At 64.9% G+C, this 18,127-nt stretch carries 21 protein-coding genes and 1 pseudogene; 8 read left to right on the top strand and 14 right to left on the bottom strand.

Annotation, left to right across the window (positions count from 1 at the left end; genetic code table 11):
• Positions 1–76: 76 nt before the first annotated feature.
• Both GON09_RS29065 and GON09_RS28585 read left to right on the top strand, forming a co-directional pair.
• Positions 77–811: an Abi family protein gene (locus GON09_RS29065; RefSeq protein ID WP_374195410.1), complete on the top strand. Its 735-nt coding sequence runs from the start codon at positions 77–79 to the stop codon at positions 809–811.
• Positions 744–1,034: an RES domain-containing protein gene (locus tag GON09_RS28585; protein ID WP_307854556.1), complete on the top strand. Its 291-nt coding sequence runs from the start codon at positions 744–746 to the stop codon at positions 1,032–1,034. The genes GON09_RS29065 and GON09_RS28585 overlap by 68 nt, the downstream gene beginning before the upstream one ends.
• A gap of 333 nt (positions 1,035–1,367) precedes the next feature.
• On the opposite strand, the gene GON09_RS26330 is transcribed toward GON09_RS28585, so the two are convergent.
• The 4 genes and pseudogenes from GON09_RS26330 to GON09_RS28575 all read right to left on the bottom strand — a co-directional run bounded on the left by GON09_RS26330 (position 1,368) and on the right by GON09_RS28575 (position 2,759).
• Complete coding sequence (locus GON09_RS26330; protein WP_213935271.1) at positions 1,368–1,640, bottom strand: PASTA domain-containing protein; 273 nt, start codon at positions 1,638–1,640, stop codon at positions 1,368–1,370.
• 201 nt (positions 1,641–1,841) lie between these two features.
• Positions 1,842–1,991, bottom strand: a pseudogene (locus GON09_RS26325) (transposase); the annotation flags it as partial.
• Complete coding sequence (locus GON09_RS29060) at positions 1,958–2,257, bottom strand: FAD-binding protein (RefSeq protein WP_374195422.1); 300 nt, start codon at positions 2,255–2,257, stop codon at positions 1,958–1,960. The pseudogene GON09_RS26325 and the gene GON09_RS29060, both read right to left, overlap by 34 nt.
• A gap of 289 nt (positions 2,258–2,546) precedes the next feature.
• Entirely contained in the window at positions 2,547–2,759 is a 213-nt protein-coding gene (locus GON09_RS28575; protein WP_244867039.1) for a hypothetical protein, read from the bottom strand.
• Positions 2,760–4,051: 1,292 nt separating this feature from the next.
• Between GON09_RS28575 and GON09_RS26310 the strand changes: the two genes are divergently transcribed.
• From GON09_RS26310 to GON09_RS26300, 3 genes are all read left to right on the top strand, one after another.
• Positions 4,052–4,762: a ParA family protein gene (locus GON09_RS26310; protein WP_213934919.1), complete on the top strand. Its 711-nt coding sequence runs from the start codon at positions 4,052–4,054 to the stop codon at positions 4,760–4,762.
• Positions 4,762–5,688: a ParB/RepB/Spo0J family partition protein gene (locus GON09_RS26305; protein WP_213934918.1), complete on the top strand. Its 927-nt coding sequence runs from the start codon at positions 4,762–4,764 to the stop codon at positions 5,686–5,688. Before GON09_RS26310 ends, GON09_RS26305 begins: the two co-directional genes overlap by 1 nt.
• Before the next feature lie 528 nt (positions 5,689–6,216).
• Complete coding sequence (locus tag GON09_RS26300) at positions 6,217–6,489, top strand: hypothetical protein (protein ID WP_213934917.1); 273 nt, start codon at positions 6,217–6,219, stop codon at positions 6,487–6,489.
• Between the two features lie 379 nt (positions 6,490–6,868).
• Here the strand turns inward: GON09_RS26300 and GON09_RS26295 are convergent, their stop codons facing one another.
• The 3 genes from GON09_RS26295 to GON09_RS26285 form a co-directional block, all read right to left on the bottom strand.
• The gene (locus tag GON09_RS26295; protein ID WP_244867038.1) at positions 6,869–7,780 is read right to left on the bottom strand and encodes an MHYT domain-containing protein; all 912 of its coding nucleotides are present in this window, start codon (positions 7,778–7,780) and stop codon (positions 6,869–6,871) included.
• 551 nt (positions 7,781–8,331) lie between these two features.
• Positions 8,332–9,036, bottom strand: a complete 705-nt coding sequence (locus GON09_RS26290) for a hypothetical protein (RefSeq protein ID WP_213934916.1) — start codon at positions 9,034–9,036, stop codon at positions 8,332–8,334.
• Positions 9,037–9,057: 21 nt separating this feature from the next.
• Positions 9,058–9,252: a hypothetical protein gene (locus tag GON09_RS26285; RefSeq protein ID WP_213935270.1), complete on the bottom strand. Its 195-nt coding sequence runs from the start codon at positions 9,250–9,252 to the stop codon at positions 9,058–9,060.
• Between GON09_RS26285 and GON09_RS26280 the strand changes: the two genes are divergently transcribed.
• Positions 9,191–9,745, top strand: a complete 555-nt coding sequence (locus tag GON09_RS26280) for an LLM class flavin-dependent oxidoreductase (RefSeq protein ID WP_307854555.1) — start codon at positions 9,191–9,193, stop codon at positions 9,743–9,745. The two genes, GON09_RS26285 and GON09_RS26280, sit on opposite strands and share 62 nt — an antisense overlap.
• Positions 9,746–10,355: 610 nt before the next feature.
• Here GON09_RS26280 and GON09_RS26275 read toward each other — a convergent pair.
• The 4 genes from GON09_RS26275 to GON09_RS26260 all read right to left on the bottom strand — a co-directional run bounded on the left by GON09_RS26275 (position 10,356) and on the right by GON09_RS26260 (position 13,018).
• Positions 10,356–10,784, bottom strand: a complete 429-nt coding sequence (locus tag GON09_RS26275) for a nitroreductase family deazaflavin-dependent oxidoreductase (protein ID WP_213934915.1) — start codon at positions 10,782–10,784, stop codon at positions 10,356–10,358.
• A gap of 821 nt (positions 10,785–11,605) precedes the next feature.
• Positions 11,606–11,947 (bottom strand): DUF3703 domain-containing protein, encoded by a 342-nt coding sequence (locus GON09_RS26270; RefSeq protein WP_213934914.1) that lies wholly within the window; start codon positions 11,945–11,947, stop codon positions 11,606–11,608.
• A gap of 25 nt (positions 11,948–11,972) precedes the next feature.
• Positions 11,973–12,689: a cation transporter gene (locus GON09_RS26265; protein WP_213934913.1), complete on the bottom strand. Its 717-nt coding sequence runs from the start codon at positions 12,687–12,689 to the stop codon at positions 11,973–11,975.
• Positions 12,689–13,018: an ArsR/SmtB family transcription factor gene (locus GON09_RS26260; protein WP_213934912.1), complete on the bottom strand. Its 330-nt coding sequence runs from the start codon at positions 13,016–13,018 to the stop codon at positions 12,689–12,691. Before GON09_RS26260 ends, GON09_RS26265 begins: the two co-directional genes overlap by 1 nt.
• Positions 13,019–13,516: 498 nt before the next feature.
• On the opposite strand from GON09_RS26260, the gene GON09_RS26255 reads away from it, so the two are divergent.
• Positions 13,517–14,764, top strand: coding sequence for an IS256 family transposase (locus GON09_RS26255; RefSeq protein WP_213934911.1), 1,248 nt, complete (start codon positions 13,517–13,519; stop codon positions 14,762–14,764).
• 136 nt (positions 14,765–14,900) lie between these two features.
• On the opposite strand, the gene GON09_RS26250 is transcribed toward GON09_RS26255, so the two are convergent.
• Together GON09_RS26250 and GON09_RS26245 are read right to left on the bottom strand one after the other, a co-directional pair.
• Positions 14,901–15,851, bottom strand: a complete 951-nt coding sequence (locus GON09_RS26250; RefSeq protein WP_213934910.1) for a phosphatidylserine/phosphatidylglycerophosphate/cardiolipin synthase family protein — start codon at positions 15,849–15,851, stop codon at positions 14,901–14,903.
• 145 nt (positions 15,852–15,996) lie between these two features.
• Positions 15,997–16,167 (bottom strand): hypothetical protein, encoded by a 171-nt coding sequence (locus GON09_RS26245; RefSeq protein ID WP_213934909.1) that lies wholly within the window; start codon positions 16,165–16,167, stop codon positions 15,997–15,999.
• Between the two features lie 426 nt (positions 16,168–16,593).
• Here GON09_RS26245 and GON09_RS26240 point away from each other — a divergent pair, with 426 nt between their 5' ends.
• A complete protein-coding gene (locus tag GON09_RS26240) occupies positions 16,594–16,746 on the top strand; it encodes a hypothetical protein (RefSeq protein ID WP_213934908.1) in 153 nt (50 codons plus the stop codon).
• A gap of 578 nt (positions 16,747–17,324) precedes the next feature.
• On the opposite strand, the gene istB is transcribed toward GON09_RS26240, so the two are convergent.
• On the bottom strand, positions 17,325–18,089 hold the full coding sequence (gene istB, locus GON09_RS26235) for an IS21-like element helper ATPase IstB (RefSeq protein ID WP_064257733.1): 765 nt from the start codon (positions 18,087–18,089) through the stop codon (positions 17,325–17,327).
• Positions 18,090–18,127: the final 38 nt, after the last annotated feature.

Raw genomic sequence — 18,127 nt, 5'->3', positions numbered from 1 at the left:
CGCGTGCTAGGATCGCTCGCATCATGATCAGCCCGTTGCCGCAAGGCGCGGGCTGATTTTCTGTTCTAAGAACCTCATGGTGGAGTACACGAAGCCCTGGATGTTTCTCGAACACAGGTGGAGCAGCGGAGTCGGTGTGGGCGAACGAGACTGTGCCGCTAAACTTTTGAAGGCGATCGGCTACTACCTGTTCACCGGCTACCTCTACCCGTTTCGGAAGTCCGAGTTGTACCTGAGCGGCGATAAAAGCACATGCGCCCGCGTGCTCAGCGGTTATAGACCAGGCGCCACCCTGCACCGTGGGCAGTCGATCATCGACTTTGATCGGCAGCCGCGCATGCTCGCGGCGGACGGCCTCGAACGTATCGAGGTCAAGCAGCGGAGCGGCTCGCTTCGTGAACGCTCGCCGCGCACAACAACATCTCAAGGCGACCCCGCCCCCGGAGCAGCTCCGGGCGGTTCCCTGAAACCGTCTTTCTCGCCGGCACGACGGTCTACCGTAGCCATGCTGCACAGCGGGGGCCATGGTGGTTCAGCAACAACAGCGGGGGCCGTTTCGACCTTTCCGGACTGGAGGGAACCTGCTATACCGCCAACGCGGCGCTCATCACGTTGCTGGAAGCGTGGAGCGGCATCGACGTCATTCCCCGAAAGGAACCTGCCAACCGGGACATTTCGAGGATGGCCGTCCAGAGGATCTGCGTCTTGCCGACGCGACGTCGAACCGGGCGATCCATTTCGGGGTGACCTCCGAGCTGTTCACCACCACCGACTATGCGCTGACCCAGCAATGGGCTCTGGCGTTACGTGATGCCGGGTTCGACGGCATCCGGTACTGGGCGCGGCACGACCTGCGGCACGTCCACGCGTGCCTCGCGGTGTTCGCGGCCAGCGGCGACCGCACCGGAACCATGCGCGCACCCACCGACTTCACGGTGCTCGGTACGGACAACCTGCTCGATCGCCCGGACCTGTGGGACGCACTCGAGGATGAGGCGGGGATCGTGGTTCTCGACATCCCCGGCAGCCTCTGAGGCTTCTTACTTCTCCCAAGTGGTACAGGCGCTTCTGCAGTGAAGTCGTCAGGGCTGATCAGATGGCGGTAATCCGGCCGAGTAAGCGTGTCACCTCGTTGGGGAAAGTCGTGGTGACAGGGGAACGTGGACACACGCATTCCCTGTCTTTGGTAATCAGAGGTGCATGTTCCAGTCCCTGATCTCCGAAGTTGGTCTCAGCACGATATCGATGCAGCAGGCGGCCTCGATGCCGTGGCCTACGGCGCCAACCTGGAACAGCCCTTGCCTGCCCTGAAAGCAGGCGGTCGCGTCGTCGTCTTCGGCGTGATCGCAGGCACCGGCGGTCGACGTTTATACCGGGTCCAGGCCTGCGGACTCCTCGAGGTGAGGCGCCGGTGCGCCGTGCGCATCACCGTTGTCCTGACTCCACAAGATCACTTCGGCGCCCTGCTCGGATCCGGCGGCTCCGATCGGTCGCTGGGCGACGATCACTCCGCTGGACGGAGCCGCGGCGCCGTCCGGCCCGGTAGGCACCAGTCCCGCACCGCGCACCATCGCACATGCGTCGTCCGCGTCGAACCCCACCACGTCAGGGACCTCGAGTACGGGACGGTCCTTCCACATAGCCCGATTGTAAGCGTCCCGTCCCTTTTGGTTCCGTTCGTGCGGGTGTAATGAGGTAACGGGAGCGAGAGGGTCATTCCCCTTGGGCGGATACGCCGGCAACACCTCCTCGGTGGACACGTCGCGGGTCGGCATGGCGATGCTGGGAATCCGTCCTTGGTGCCGGCCTGGGTCCACGCCCATCGAGGCATCGTGCCGACCGAGCGTGCCGACCCGGGTGTCGAAGTCTCGATGTCGGTAGCCGGTTCGGGTGTTGACGTATTCGTCGGACCGTTGGCCGTAGCCGGCACCGCACAGGGCGTCGGCTACGGCACCGATCAGAGCATCGATGAACATCGACAACAAGTCGCGCTCGCGCTAATGAGTCGGTCTTCGGCAAGCGGCGCAGGTCGACAGCGTGGGTTGCGGCCATCATGTGAGTCGCGGCCTCGAGCCGGGACACCGGTGGCGAACGACGTAACGCCGGCGCCGGCGTAGAAGCCCTTGGTGGGCGCGCCGCCGGAGTTACCCGCGGCATACAGGCCGGGAATGACCTCGCCCTCGGTGTCCAGCGCTCGTCCCTTCGCGTCGGTCTTCGGGCCACCGACGGTGCCGAGTGCGCTGGCTTCGACTTTCAGTGCGTAGACGGTGCGGTATCGACGGGCCGAGAATGCTCGACTTCGGGCTGTCGAGCACCGGCCGGATGATCTTCGCCAACGGGCCGACGACGAGCGAACGCAGGCGGTCCGGGTCGTTCTTCCGCGCGAGCCGTCCGGCGAGCTTGTCGACTACTGGACCGATGGCCTTGGCGAGGAGTGTGCGGGCCTTCGCGGTGGAGGTGGGGACGCGGTTGTCGGGGGAGTACTTGCCGAGCCGGGGGTAGTACGCCTCGACGGAACGGTCGAACAGGGTGTCGCCGCGGTGGAACTACGGGTCACAGCCGCGGGTGGCGTCGGGGTCGAGCCGGTCGACCGTGCGGAGCGAGCCCGTCTCGTCCACACCGATCTTGTTCGCCAGGTCGGCGAGAGCGTTCGCCTGGTAGAGGTATTCGGGTACCTCACCGCCGGGGGTGACGCCGAAGATGCCGAACTTCGTCCAGTACTGGTGGTCGAACATCAGTCGGGTATTGGACCGCGACACGACTCGCTGGCTCGCTACTCGGTGAACTGCTCTACGAGCAGAACCATCTCGATGAGGCCGAGCGACTTCTCGACGAGAGCTTCTTGCTGGGCTACGAGGCCGGTGCGGTGGATCTGAAAGCAGTCCGGTACACAGCTGGTACCCGTATCAAAGCGGCGCGAGGAGATCTCTCAACGGCCGCGCAGCGCCTGGACGCAGGTGCTTGGGCTGCGCACTGCTCGACGGGGCCGCACCTGGTCGCCCTGCTCGAGGATGTGCGAGCCGATCGTGAGACCCGGCGCGGCGGCAAAACCAGTGGCACCTGCTGCCGGAGCGATTCTGGAACGCGGTCACTCCGACAGATCCGTAACGTCCGATGTTGTGCACCCACAACGGCGGAGGATGTCGCTTCTGGGGCGCGTTGCGCTCGGCAACGCTCCAAGGTGTCTTAGTAAAAGGTGTATTGCATTGGCGCCGTGTCGGTTTCGTAGATCCGTGCTGACCTGGGAGGTGCGGTAGGTGCATCGAACAGTCGGGCGCCTCGGTTGCGAAGGGTTGAGGAACTGCTCCCCGGGCATGAAGTCCTCGTCCCCGTGTGGGCTTCGGCTCCCGGAGCCCGCGGATGCCTGAGGAACTATATGCGACGAGGTGGTGGGTGAGCGCTATCGGGAGCTGGTTTACCGCGGTAAACCAGCCTCCGGAGACATTGAAACGAATCCGCCAACGCGGGCTCGGGTGTTCTGTGCGGGTTGGGTGAAGAGGTGGGCTGCGCGCGTCCCGTGTTGCAGCTGGTGTCACAGTGACGAAAAGGCTTCGAACGGCGGGGCATGCATGAGCGAACGCTTGAATGTCAGGATTTCCGCGATACGTCTCCGTCTCCAGAGTGCATGCCTGCGCATGTAGGTGGCGTGGCTCTCCGCAGGGAGGGATGAAACAGGGCTCGCTCGGCAATGGTCATGCAGCGGTAAGTTATTCATGCGTCACTAGCCTCAGCGGCATCAGATTTGAGAACAACGTTACGTATTAGACTGCGGCAGAACGCCTTTGCGTAGATAGCCTTTGGCGGTGTTGTAGGTGATGCCGACCCGGTCGGCAACTTCGTGCAAAGTCAGGTAGCGCAGCACAGTTGCGATGATACGGCGAAAAGGTTGTTCGGTAGACCTGTAAGGGTCTATTGTACGAGTGGCGCGCCGCAGACACCCTGGATCGCAATCGTTACAGTGGTGCAGGCGCAATCGTCTTCTCGGCCAGGAGATGACGATGCGAGTCCGAAGTAGCCCCCACCGCGGGGGTGAAGCATACGGAGGTAACCGATGGCTGTGCACGTCATGCTCAACCAAAAAGGCGGGGTCGGAAAATCCACCCTGACCATGAATCTCGCCGCCGTCAAAGCCGATGTCCTCACCGCCGGCGACGACGACGATGTCCAGTCCCCGGTCGCGGCGATCTCCGTCGACCCCCAAGGCTCGGCGGTGTGGTGGGCCTCGCGCGTCGAAGAACTCCCCTTCCTGATCGACCAGGTCCACGACAACCTCGACGTGCTGCGCAATCTCGACAAACTGCCCGGCATCAAACACGTCTACGTCGACACCCCCGGCTGGATCGACCTGTCCGGCACCGACGACGGCACCGACGTGCTCGGCACCGGTACTTCCGCCGACGCGCTGCGCGCCGTGCTCGACGTCGCCGATCTGGTGATCGTCCCCATCGAACCCGAACCCCTGTGTTTCGATCCGACCGCGCGGACCATCAAGCAGGTCATCGAACCATTGGGCAAGAATTTTATTGTCGTGGTGAACAATTGGGATCCCCGCGACGGCAAGGTCGACCTCGAACAGACCCGCGCGTTCGTCCAGGCCAACGGCTGGCCGCTCGCGCGCACGGTGATCCGGCACTACAAGGTGCACACCCGCGCCGCCGCCGAAGGCCGCGTGGTCACCGAGTACGAAGCCAACCGCGTCTCGCTGCAGGCCCGGGAGGACTTCTACAAGCTCAGCCTCGAGCTCGCGGACGAGGGTCGCTGATGGCACCGAAGGGTGGGCGCGCGAACTTCGCCTCTCTGGTCGGCGCCGTCGGCGACAACTCCCCGGTCGACCGCAAACGCACCCCGACCACACCCGCTTCCAGCACACCCGCCTCCGCGCCGGTGCCGGTCGAGGGGCAGTTGCTTGCCGATGTGCCCGTCGACCAGCTCATCGCCAACCCCCGCAATCCCCGCGACGAACTCGGAGACCTGTCCGATCTGGCCACCATCGTCGACCGGCAGCTGCAACCGGGCACCGTCGTCAGCCGCAGCGCCTGGCTGAAACTGTGGCCCGACGACGCCGACGACCTCGGCCAAGCGCAGTACATCGTCGTCAACGGCAACCGGCGTCTGGCCGCCGCCCAGAAGTACGGCCGCCCCGGACTCGATGTGGTCCTGCGCGACAGCATCGCCGTCGACAAGGGCGAGATCCTGTGGGCGGCAACGAGTGAGAACATCGACCGGCGTGATTTCGATGTGCTCGAAGAAGCCAAGGCCGTCGAGCTGATGGTCGCCGAATTCGGCAGCGCCGACGCGGCGGCGCACAAGCTCGGCCGGTCGAAGGGCTGGGTGTCCCAACGCCGGGCCTTGCTCAAGCTCGCACCCGAACTGCAGGCAGCCCTGCGCGCTGGGGATCTGGCGGTGCGGCAGGCTCGTTCGCTGGCGCGGGTTCCGCTCGAAGAGCAGGTCGCTGCCTGGCAGGCGGCGCAGAACCCCGATCCCGCCCCGACGACGGATCAGGCCGACACGGCCGAGCCCGACCAGCAGCCGGAGAAAGACCCCGCCGGCCCGCTCGAGGCGGCCGACAAGATCGCGCAGGCCCTCAAACGGCTACGCGCCGACCCGGATGTCCTCGCCGCTGCGGTGCGTAAACACTTCACCGACGACGAACGCCGCAAACTCATCGATGCACTCGAACTCCTCTAGGTGCAGATCGAATACAGAACGCGAAGAGCTTGTGCCGGCCCTGGGTCGAGCAGGTGGTTGCCGATCCGGCAGGAGTCCTTGGCTCCGAGCCGAGATGTGAGCACACGGCGAGTGGTATCGCGAAAGAGTGCGATTGACGTGGTGCACGTTCGGCGGTCAGGGCCGCGCATCGACGATTACGCCGGGTGACTGTCTCAGTCGCATGCGGGTGGTCGTGTTCGGATCGGACTCGTTCCCGTTCATTGGTCAGTCTCTCCCCGCGACAACTGTCCGTGATCGTGCTCGGCATCGTTCGTGACAAGCAGCTGATCCCGGTGGATTCCCCTGAAGTCGGCACCGTGCGAGCGGACGACATGTTGCTCTATCTACGTCTGGTATCGACGTGACGAGCTACCGGCCGATCTCAGCGTTGTGTCGAAGCCTGCCGCCTGTGCGCCCCCGGTTCCCGGCCGAAGGTGACCCGTTCGAGCTCTGCACCCACAATCGGACGGACCGTGAGTGCCCGGTCGCCGTACGGGCGGAAGCGCCATGACCGGCGACGACGTTCCTTATCGAAATATGGTCGGTAGCGCAGCATTGATCGCCGGGATCATCGCGGTGGTAATTGCTTTCGTACCGCTCGTCGGAGATCTCGTCACCATCCCTGCCGACGGGATCGCCGTCGTGTGTGGATGGACAGGCGTAGGCCGAGTGGAGAAGGGATTGGCGTCGAATCAGCGTGACGCCGTGATCGGTGCAGGCCTGGGGACGGCGGCGTTGTTCGTCGTGTTCCTCATGTTCGCCGCGTCCTTCATGGCGTGACGTCACCGAAGGGACGGGGATCGGAAAGTGTGATCGGGCATCCTTCGGTGGACGAGTCATCCACACGATGGGACGAGCAATAGGCACGCCGGTCTGTTTCGCCCTCCCCCAACACAGGGCGAAACAGACCGGGGTTCTCAGCGTCCCCGACTGGAACAAGTTTCTATCGACACTGGCATTCCCGCTGTGGAACAGCCCGCTTCCAGCCCACAGCATGGAACAACCGTGGCAGCTCGGTTCACTCGCGGACGCAGTGAGAGTGCCGCCAAGTCCGATGGACGCGCCTTCCTTTGAAGAATCGTGCCTGCGAAAGCAGTGCTTGTCCGCAGCGACGGGGATCCGCTGTCCACAGGCCTCGGCCTCCACCGGAGATCCACGTTCACCGTACGTTGTGATGGGCGGGATATCGGCGAGGCGTGATGCGCCGACCTCCGGTCGCAAGCCTCGCCCTGGTCGTGGTGACCCGCTCGTGCTCCTCGGGGACGGGTTCGGTTCCGGAGCTTTCCGAGGTCCACTTCGCGATGGCCTCGTCGAGACCGGGTTCGGCAGTTCGCGGAGTGAGCAACAAGGCGACGAGGGGCACAGCAAGGACGATCGTGCCGAGCACGTATGACGGGAGCATCAACGACATGATGGTCACACCGTCCGGAGCCGGAGCTGCCGGATCGAGTGAGACGTGCACCCCTGCCATACCGGTGTAGTGCAGCGCCGCGACCGCGCATCCCATCACCAGCGCGCCGAGGACACGGGTCGAACGGCCTACAGCGACCCGTGCCAGCCACAAGGCGGCGATGGAGGCCCCGATGCCGATGCCCACCGACGCAGCGACGAATATCGGGTCGTAGGACAATTCGCCACGGATGCGGATCGCGGCCATGCCGCTGTAGTGCATCACACTCACCGTCAGGCCCATCACCGCGCTGCCGACAAGCAATGCCGCAGTGCCCAGGATCGGGCGTCCGGCCAGGACACGCAGATCGATCAGCCGAAGTCCGAATGCGGTCGCGGCCACGGCGACAATCGCGGAGAGGGCGGTCAGCGTCGGGTCGTAGCGAATGAGGGTGCCCGGTACGGCCAAGCCCATCATTGCGATGAAGTGGGTCATCCAGATGCCGACCCCGCCGATCGACAGTGCGGCCATCAGCAGCCATCCCCAGCGCGCGGGGCCGGGCGGGCGCTCGGCGACCCGGTGGGCGCAGGACAAGCCGATGAACGATCCTGCGACCGAGGTTCCGTAGGCCAGGAGCAGCACCCACAGGCCCATGTCGAAATGGTGCATTTCGTGCGACAACAGTGTTCCTCACGTGGTACGCGCAAACACCTGCACCTGATGGCTGCGTGCCGTCCCGGCGGAGCAGGGCTGCGGATTTCGGCCCCCCGGATCAGCAAGGACAGGGTACCCAGTCGAACAGACCTCTGATTCGGTGGGTGTGATGTGTGGCGCCGCCGGCCGCCGTTCCGCCGCCGGGTTTCCTCGCTCCGGTCCCGTCCTGTTGCCGGCGCTCGAGCTGATGTACCGATCATTCTTTGCCGGTATGTGATCGGCTGCGCCTGGTTGTCGGCCCGAAGGCAGTAGGTCGTGCTGGAGGTCCCTTGTGTCCCGGAGGTGGGGGAGGGGGAGGGATCCGGGACACAAGGGGTGCGGCTTCGAGGGGTAAGCCGCAGACCGGGACCCGACACCGACAACAGGGCGGTGGCGGTAAGCCCGGCGCTGTGGCCCGCGAAGGGCTACAGCTCGACCGCGCTTGCGGAGAAGCGGCGGTCGTTCACCGAGCGTACGGAACCGAAAATTCCGCTTGCGCTTTCACCTCGCCGTTTCACCCTGCGGGAGCGAGCCGACAATCACTGGCCGCTCGAAGCTGCGTCTTCGGCCGGAGCCGGCACGAGCGACGTACTCGAAGGCCGGTCCGTCTCCGGTGAAGGGAATGGACCGGGAACTGCTCGGTTACAAGTTCTGCGTGCGATGGTCGCCTCGTGCCGCTCTTTGTGGCGCGCCCTGAGATGCTCGAATGGGCGTGTAGTTGTGGCAATCGAATGTTCTGGTGTGTAGCCGGTAGCGCCATGTGGGTCCGGGCCATAGTGATCGGTTGATCCCTTCGCGGTCGAGATACCAGCTGTGGCAACCGCTCGGGTCCATGTCGTCGCAGCCGAGGCGCGGTGGAGGTGGGTGGTGTAGCGGTGTTGTGCTTGCTCGCGTACGACGAGAGCGTCGATGCCGGCGCGGTCGGCGGCGTCGAGTGCGGCTGCGATGTAACGGAATTGGCTTTCGAGCATGAACAGTATCGAGGTGTGGCCGACTCCGGTGTTCGGTCCGCCGAGGATGAAGGCGTTGGGTAGTTCGGCCACGGTGGTGCCGAGATGGGCTGCGGCGCCGTTGCGAGTCCAGATCTCCTGCAGACTCGTCCCGTTTCGACCGTGGATCGGCACTCTCATCAGAGCGGCGGAAACATGGAAGCCGGTGGCGTGAACAAGTACGTCGATCTCGTGCTGCCGGCCGTCTGCGGTGTGGACGGCGGTGGAGGCGAGTTCGGCGATGGGGGAGGTCACCAGAGTGGTGGTGGGGCGGCACTATGCCGGATAGAAGGTGTCGGAAAAGACGATGCGCTTGCAGCCGATCCGGTAGGACGGTGTCAGAGCCTGCCGTAGATCGGGGTCGGTTATCTGAGTATGCAGATGGTGCAGGGCACGTGCTTCCAGTCTGGTGTGGCGGCGCTTCGAACCGGTCAGTGCGGGCACGAGTGTTTCGTTGCGCCAGTACTCCACGGTCCGTCGCGTACGACACCCCCTGCAAACCGCACGGACGACGATCGACCTCCAGGAACTCAGCGGTGGACGGGTGCTCTTCGGGATCGGCGTCGGCTGGTTGCAGGAGGAATTCGCCGCGTTCGAAATACCCTTCCGAACTCGCTACTCGCGCACGGAGGAATGCATCGAGATTCTTCGTCAGGCATGGTCAGGTACCGAATTCTCGCACACGGGAAAGCGCTTCACGTTCGACACAGTGCAAGTGCACCCACGTCCGACGCCGATCCCGATCGTCCTGGCCGGCAACACACCGAAGGCACTTGCTCGCGCGGCACGGCTCGGCGACGCCTGGTTCTCCTCCGGCACCCCCACTCTCGACGAGTCGACCAGCTACGTCCAGCAACTCAGCGCCTTACGCGCACAGACCGGCAGGCCGGACGAGTTCCGCTGCTACGTTCGCGTGGCCGACCCTCCGCCGACGAACTCAAGCGATACCGAGACCGCGGGCTGAACGACCTCGTCCTATGGGCGGACATGCTCTGGCAAGGGGACACCCTCGAGGAACGGCAGCGTTCCCTTGTCGATGCCGCTCACAGCCTCGGGCTCCGGCCGACGAACCCGGAGAGTGCGGACACCGCGCGGCTAAAGGGGGCAACCTGTCTCATCGACGACCCCTGCTGATCGAGTCCGCCGACGATTCACTCGGTAAGTGCGTTGGGCTGCATCCGGCGCGGCACAGACCCGGGCAGCCCGACTCGCCCGTCAACTCGATGCCCAGGTCGTGTCCGGCCTCGATCACCTCGAGGGTTGCGGAGCTGAAGGTCGCCGGAGCATGCAGTCGACCGGGACGAGTCCTTCTTCCTCGCCGCTGACAGACACCGCGCCGACGCCATGAGCGGTAGGGATGCCGGCCCGCACCAGCAGATCCACCCGAACCGGGCTGCTGATCGCCGGTACACACATCGTGCGCGGACGTGCACCGAGGGTGGGGGCACCGCCGGGCACGATGAGAAGAGATGCGTGTTTCCGGCTGTTGTCGTATGCATCTCGGGTTGTACTCATAGGAATTCTCGGTGTGACCCGAGGGCCCAGGAAAACTCACGACTTGTGACCGGATGCGATCAGCTGCGACGGAGTGCGAGTACCGGAATGGTGCGCACTCCGCGAGTCTTCTCCTCGTAGTCGGCAAAACCCGGATAGCGGCGTGCCTGTTCGGTGTAGATGCGGTCGCGCTCGGCTGCGGTGATCTCTTGCACGGTGACCGCGTAGGTCTCGGTGCCGATCTCGACTTCGGCTCGACCTGCGGTGATGAGGTTGTAGTACCACGCTGGGTTGCTGGGCGCGCCCGCCTTGCTGGCGAAGACATATACCGTCGCATCGTCGTCTGGGTCGGGCAGATACATCATCGGGGTCACCATCTCCCGTCCGCTCTTGCGTCCGCGGTGGTGCACCAGCACCATCGGGGCTCCCTCGAAGTTGCCGCCGACGCGACCTTCGTTGGCCCTGAACTCGGCGATCACCTGCGTATTCCAGTCGTCGGACGTACCCATGGGACGAATCCTCCTGACTACGGCGGGCGGCGATGCTCTGCCATCCCGGGATACGACTCACGATAGGGCATCGATCGACTCAAAGGCCGATGCCGCGACGAGTAGTCGACTGCGGAGACCGCGCTCGGGGTTCGCGCACGGCCCCATAGTTTCGGCGGCCTGGGAATCGGGACATCCGAATACCTGCGCCGGTTCAGTAGTGACCGAGGCCGGAAGTCTGTGCGGGACCGATGCCGCACCGGAGGAGCAGTTTCGGCTCCTCGGTGAAGGCTGCCATGAAGCAGCGGATCGGCCTGCGCCCTGTGATGTCGGTCGATCCGCTCGGCATATGTGCGCGTGTCCTTGCGCAACGGTCCTGGAGTCCGGCTCTGTTCACTGCTGCGACCGTCGTGATATTTGGAGCGGGTCACCGCTTCCGCCTCGCCTACTATCCGGCCGTAGGTTTCGTTCGCCTGCGGGGGACCGAACACCGACCGCGCCGAGGTCCACAGCACGTTGAGGGATCTTCGGGAGTTCCGCAATCGGGTAGCTCACCACGAACCCATCCTCGACGCACCTGAGTCCCGGCGTCGTCAGCTGGTCTTTGCCATACGCCTGATCCGCCCCGAAGTCCTCGACCACTTCACCGCGCACAGTGTCGTTTCGCGATTCTTGTCCAACGACCGGGGCGTGCCGGCATGGGCGGAAGACAATCGCGCCCAAGAGGTCTCACAGTCCATCTGATCTGTGTGGTCGGTGTTTCTGTAGAGCATATGGATGACTCACTCGAGATCGACCGGAATACACCCGTCTATGTGGCGGCATGGTGATTGCGCCTGAGGTCAGCGGGACAGTGCGGCGGCGAGATCGGCCGGAATCGGCATAGGGGTGGTGAGACCGGCGGCGACGCGGCCGGTGTTGCCGTCGGGATAGCGGCCGGTGAGCGATCCCGGTGCCGCGACGACGATGCGCAGTACCTGACCGAGTGCTTCGCGTCGGTCCCGTTGGCGCAGTGCCGATGCCAGCATTGCCACGTGGTTGCAGGTGTGCAGCCACGGGTCCGGTTGGGAGGCGATATGGGCGCGTTCGAGGTGATGCCACCGCACTTGTGGACTGGTGGCGTTTTTCGCGGCGGCCATCTCCTGTCGGTACACGCGGTGGGCGGCCGGGGTCATCCGGGACATCGTCGAACCTTCCTTGTTCGTCTCGTCAGTGCTGGCGTCGGGACGCGGCGTTCCGGTCCTCACAGCAGTGATCACTGCACTCTGTTCCGTCAGTGGTCAGCGTTGTGGGGCAACAGGTGTGGCCGCGCCAGGCGTTGATTCCTTCTTTGACGGCGATCGCAGCGATGGCCAGCGCAGCGATCGGGTCGGCCGACGACCATCCGAACAAGCTGTTCACGAGGAGTCCGGCCAGCAGGATCGCGGACAGATAGGTACACAGCAGGGTCTGCTTGGAATCGGCGACCGCCGAGACGGAGCCGAGTTCGTGGCCGGCGCGGCGTTGTGCCCACGAGAGCACCGGCATGATCAGCAGGCTCGCAGTGGCCAGGGCGATCCCCACGGTCGAATGGCCGGCCTCGTCGGTCCCGGCGAACGAGCGAACGGACTCGACGGTGACGTAGGCGGCCAACGCGAAGAACGAGAAGGCGATGATCCGCAACGCTGTCTTCTCCCGCGCCTGGGGATCTTCGCCGGCGAACTGCCACGCGACGGCGGCGGCGGAGGAGACCTCGATGACCGAGTCCAGGCCGAACCCGACCAGTGCGGTCGACGAGACCCGCGCACCCTCGGTGATTGCGACGGCGGCCTCGGTCACGTTGTAGGTGATGGTGGCGGCGACAAGCCACCGGATCCGCCGCGCCAGCACCGCCCGCCGATCCGACGTGGGCGGCCGGGCAGTGGGAACACTGTGCGGGGTGGGCATCAGCAGCACCCGTCGTCGGCGGCATCGGGGCAGCAGGCCGGATCGACCGCGAGCACCAGCCCGACCAGATCGTCGAGAGCGCGTCCGATGCGCGGATCCGCCAACTCGTAGCGGTTACGTCGCCCTTCCGGAATCGCCACGACCAAACCGCAGCCGCGTAGGCAAGCAAGGTGATTCGACAGAATCTGACGCGAGACCCCGATCTGTTCGGCCAGCTCCGACGGGTACCCCGGACCCGAACGCAGATTCAACAGGATCTGCGTTCGGGTCGTGTCGGACAGGGCGTATCCGAAGCGAGCGAGGGCGTCGCGATGAATCAGCGTCTCCATGAATCCAACAGTACATTGGTTTCTGTATTCAGAAAATCCTGAATTGTCGATGCGGGCGGCGGAGCTCGGCATCGCTCGTTCCCAACGGCGTGGCATGAACGTCCTCGACAGCGCCCACGGCCGAGTCACTCCAAGCGCTGCGCACAGTGTTGGCCCCGAACTGTTTCGCCGACCTCCAGCCGGGGGCGCGGCGCCGACGCTCGCCGTGCTTCCGCGAGGCCGACGGACAAGGCAACCGGAGCGCCAGGAGGGCAGAGGCACTCAACGCTGCCATGATCCGCCGTCAGGATTCTGCTCCGGCGAGCGTCAGCCAAATAGTTCCTATGCGTCTTCGGGTCGGTCACACGAAGTCGCAAGGGGTAAGTCCCAGGGAGTGGTGGGAATCGGTTGAGGGCATCGGGCCAGGTCCGTGGCGTGTCGCTCCCTCGCCGAGAGTGGGCCATCGCGTAGTGATCAACGAGTTACCGACCAAAGTGACTCACAGAAAGCAACCACGCGATGACCCACGACCATTCTGCACTGCTCGCTCAACTCGACGCACTCACCGGTGCCGACAGCGCCACCGTGTTCGCCGAACTGATCCGCACCGGCCTGCAGGCGCTGATCGAAGCCGAGGCCACCGACAAGCTCGGTGCCGGCCGATACGAGCGCACCGAGACCCGCACCACCCACCGCAACGGGCACCGCACCAAAACCGTGGCCACCACCAGCGGCGATGTCGAGGTGAAGATCCCCAAGCTGCGGTCCGGCTCCTTCTTCCCGTCGCTGCTCGAACGCCGTCGGCGGATCGATAAGGCCCTGTACGCGGTGGTCATGGAGGCATATGTGCACGGCGTCTCGACCCGCAGCGTCGACGACCTGGTCGGTGCACTGGGCGTCGGATCCGGGATTTCGAAGTCGGAAGTCTCGCGGATCTGCGCCGGCCTCGATGCCGAGATCGCTCGCTTCCGGGAGCGCACGCTCACGCACACGAGCTTTCCGTACGTCTTCCTCGACGCCACCTTCTGCAAGGTCCGAGTCGGGGCGCACGTGGTGTCCCAGGCGCTGGTGGTCGCGACCGGGGTGTCGATCGACGGCACCCGGGAGGTGTTGGGCACCGCGGTCGGTGATTCGGAGTCGTTCGAGTTCTGGCGTGAGTTCCTCACCAGCCTCAAGGCCCGGGGTCTGTCGGGGGTGCATCTGGTGATCTCCGATGCGCACAGTGGGCTCAAAGCTGCTGTGATGCAGCAGTTCGCGGGATCGTCGTGGCAGAGGTGTCGGGTGCATTTCATGCGCAACATCCGGGCGTCGGTGGCGGCCAAGCAAGTGCCGCCGGTGATGGCCGCGGTCAAGACGATCTTCGCGCACACCGACCCGGTCGAGGTGGCCGCGCAGTGGGATCAGGTCACCGACACCTTCTCCGGGTCGTTTCCGAAGGTCGCGGCGTTGATGGAAGCGGCCAAACACGATGTGCTGGCGTTCACTGCGTTCCCGAAGGCACATTGGCAGAAGATCTGGTCCAACAATCCGATCGAGCGGTTGAACAAGGAAATCAAGCGTCGAGCCGATGTGGTGGAGATCTTCCCGAATCCGGTGGCATTCCTGCGCCTGGCGACCGCGGTGGTCATCGAACAGCACGACGAATGGCAGGTCACCCGCCGCTACGTCTCGGATGTAAGCATGGACGAGCTCCGGGCGGTGATCGCCGCCAAGCAGCACGCTACCGAGCCGGTGGTGTCGTTGACCGGTTCAAGCGAAACAGCATAGTATTCACCGCGACTCGTCGATCACCACGCATGCCGCGGGCCGATCCGAAGTCCACCACTCCACGGGGCACTATCGTCGCAAGATGTCCGCTACCCGGACTTTTCCGCCATGGACCCTCACGCGATCAAGCCTGCGGTCACAGCTTCCACAACCGCAGCAGCGCGGCCCGCAGACGTGGGGAGATGACCCGGTGGTCGTGGTGCAGCCGGGGATTCGGGTGACCCTGCTCGACAAGGCTGCGTGCGGCGTCCGCCACGACGATCGGGTCGAGGTCGGTGCGGGTGCGCACCCGGTAGACCACGGCGCGGCGGGTGTGGGGGAGGCGGTGCGGGCCGGTCTCGACCACCGCGGGCGGGTACAGCCGGCTGTCGTCGTCGCTGATCCGAAGCAGAACGTCGCCAGGTTCGAGACGGCTACGGCGATCGGCGCCGGGAGTGTTCCGGCGAATCCATTCGAGGTGGTAGCGGGGATCGGGCCCACCCCTGCCCGGCGCCGGTGCCGACCAGCGGGTCTCGTCCTCCGCGGTCGGAGTGTAGTCGCGGGTGTGGAGCAGGAACATCCGGCGTACCGGGGTGGGAAGAAAGTCGTGGCCTGTGCGGGTGCGGCTGCCGATCCCGGCAAGCGGCACCACCCGGCCGAGCTGCCAGATCGCGGTGGCGCTGTCGAGGAACACCTCGTCGACCTCGATCGTGTCGGTCAGGCTGTCGAGGAACGCGTGGGCGGCGGCAATGGCGGCGGGATCGTCGGTGACCAGCGCGGTTTCGTCCGCAACGGTGGAGGCGTGGGACGCACTGGCCGGGCCGACGATCACCTTCACAGGGGTGACGATCAGGCCGGTGTGCAGGTTCGGCGTGGACAGCACCTGCACCCCGGCATCGAGGAATCGGGCGAGGGCGGTGGGGGAGGTGGCGTGCGCGCGCACGGCGGATCGGGCGGCGTTGACGATCAACTGGTCCCCGGCGCGCAGGGGCAGCAGTTCGGGTCCGGTGTGGTCGAGATAGGCGATGGCCACTCGGCGGGGTCCGTGGCTGCGCAGGGCCGCAGTGATGTGTGGCCAGGGCTGGGGTGCGTGCAGGGTCGTGCCCACATCCGGTCACCCTAGCGGTGCCGTGCACCTCGGACAGGGGAAGTGAACAACGCCGACAGTGCATGTGGCCGGCGTCGGCGACGAGATCACCGATCGTGGGATAGGTGACGGGCTGTCCGGGTGGCAGGCACCGAGAATGGTGTGGTCAACGTTCGCTACGCCTGTTCAACTCGGCCCCGAACACCTGCGCAATTCGATACTCCTCCAGCGCACCCCGCAGGTGATCCGCCTCGAAGTGACGCTGCGCCAGCTCGACCGCAAGATCCTCCGCCCTCTGAAGCACCGCGGTCGGCGCCTCCCTGAGCCACGCGTACATACCGCCACTTTTCTCGGGAGCTTGCCCGTTCGGAGACAACAACCCCCGTTTTGTACCCCGGGAGAAGCCGGCCTAGACATCATTGCTTTACCGAAAGATCACTTTTTGTTTCCTGCCCTTTTCGGTAGGCTCTCCAGTACCACCGCCACCCCCTGCGCGGTGGTCGAGGCCCCGCCGGCAGGTACGCCCCTGCCGGCGGGGTTCTTTGTTGAGGTCACACGGCCCTTTCCGGGTCGGCCGTTGCATTCTCAGCGAAAAATTATGCACTTCGGCGCAACCCGTTGGCAGACTCGAGGGGCCGGGGTGCTCTGCCTGGGGCAGGGGGCCACGGATCGGGCACTCCGGCACGGGGATAGCCACTGATGCTTGAAGCATGGGTTCCACACGCCCATGCTCGACGTGTGCATATCTCACCGCGAGATCTGGATGACGACGAGCCCTCCCACCCACTTACTCGGGCTATGCGCCGCGCTGCTCACGACCGCCGACGGGGACGCAGACGACACCACCACACGCGAGGACATCGCCCGTTCGATCAAGAACTGCCAGGCGGAGATGGATCGCCGCGGCCTCGTGTAGCGCGGCGACCAGCGGATCAGGTCTATAAATAGCCCACCGCTCGCCGTTCCTGCGGGGGTGAGGAGCGGCGGGGGCCCGACGATAGCGGAGGCCATCGGGCTACGACTTGGCGTATCGGCCATTCGATCAAGGTGTCGCGGCGGTGTCGTCCGAGCGGGTGATTTCGCGGGTGACTTAGCTACTCATCGGTAACAAAAGGGCCCTTCGGATCGTTGTCAGCCATGTGAACTGGGTTTTCTGGTTGATCGTCGCGTGGCTCGCCATATCGGTGACCGTCGCCGTCGTCTTCAGTCGTGTCATCCGCGCCCGCGACAAAGGCGAGATGCCGCCCCCGCTTGACTGTCAACCGTCATATAGCTGGACCTGCCGCATGGAAAGTACGCCTGATCGGCGTTCGTTGAGCGCCGGCACCTTCGAAGAAGTTTGACCATTCTCACACAGGGGGAAGCATGGTCGACCAAGAGCTGATCTTGGATCTTCTGTCGACCGTCGCGTAATTCCCCAGGGGTTTCCGTCACGGAATTCCCCATGTCCGGGTGTGCTGAGTCGAGGGTAGCCGGACCGGTGCCCGGGTTGGTTCAGTTCGCGGCCGCGGTGCGGTTTCCGGGGCGTTTGCGTGGCCGGTAGGACGGGCCGTCCATCAGGATCTGGTGGCTGGTGTTGATCAACCGATCGAGCAGGGACTCGGCCACGACCGGATTCGGGAACAGCGGATACCAGTCCTTCGGGGCCCTGTTGCTCGTCAGAACCAACGGCTTGCCGGCGATCGCCCGATCGGACACCAGATCGTAGAGATCATCGGACTGGGTGGTGGTGTGCTCGCGCATCGCGAAGTCATCGATGATCAACACCAGCGGCCGGGTGTACTCGCGCATCCGTTGACCGATGGTGCGGTCGGCGTGTCCACCGGCCAGATCGGCGAGCATCCGGGAACACTTGACGAACCGAACGTCCCCACCGCGGCGGGCCACGTGATGCCCAAGTGCCTGTGCCACATGTGTTTTGCCGACACCGACAGGCCCGTAGAGGATCACCGACTCGCCGGCGTCGAGCCACCGCAGGGCGGCGAGGTCCCGCAGCATCGCGGCCGGGAGTTTCGGGTTGGCGGTGAAATCGAAGTCCTCGAAGGTGGCCTGCTGCTCGAACTTGGCCCGGCGCACCCGCCGGGCCAAGGCGGCGGTTTCCCGGCGGGCGATCTCGTCCTCACAGAGCACCTGCAGGAACTCGAGGTGCCCGAGCTGCCCATCGCGGGTCTGCGCCAGGCGCGCATCGAGAGTGTCGAGCATGCCGGTCAGCTTCAATGTCTTCAGTGCAGCACGCAGGCTGGGATCGTGAATCGTCATGACAGAGTCCTCCTGAAAAGGGAAATAGGTAGTCGGTC

The organism is Rhodococcus sp. B50 (assembly GCF_013602415.1).
In the GTDB taxonomy this organism is placed as follows: Bacteria; Actinomycetota; Actinomycetes; order Mycobacteriales; family Mycobacteriaceae; genus Rhodococcus.
Note: the sequence above shows the minus strand (reverse complement) of the source record. Positions and strands in the feature narration are given on the sequence as shown.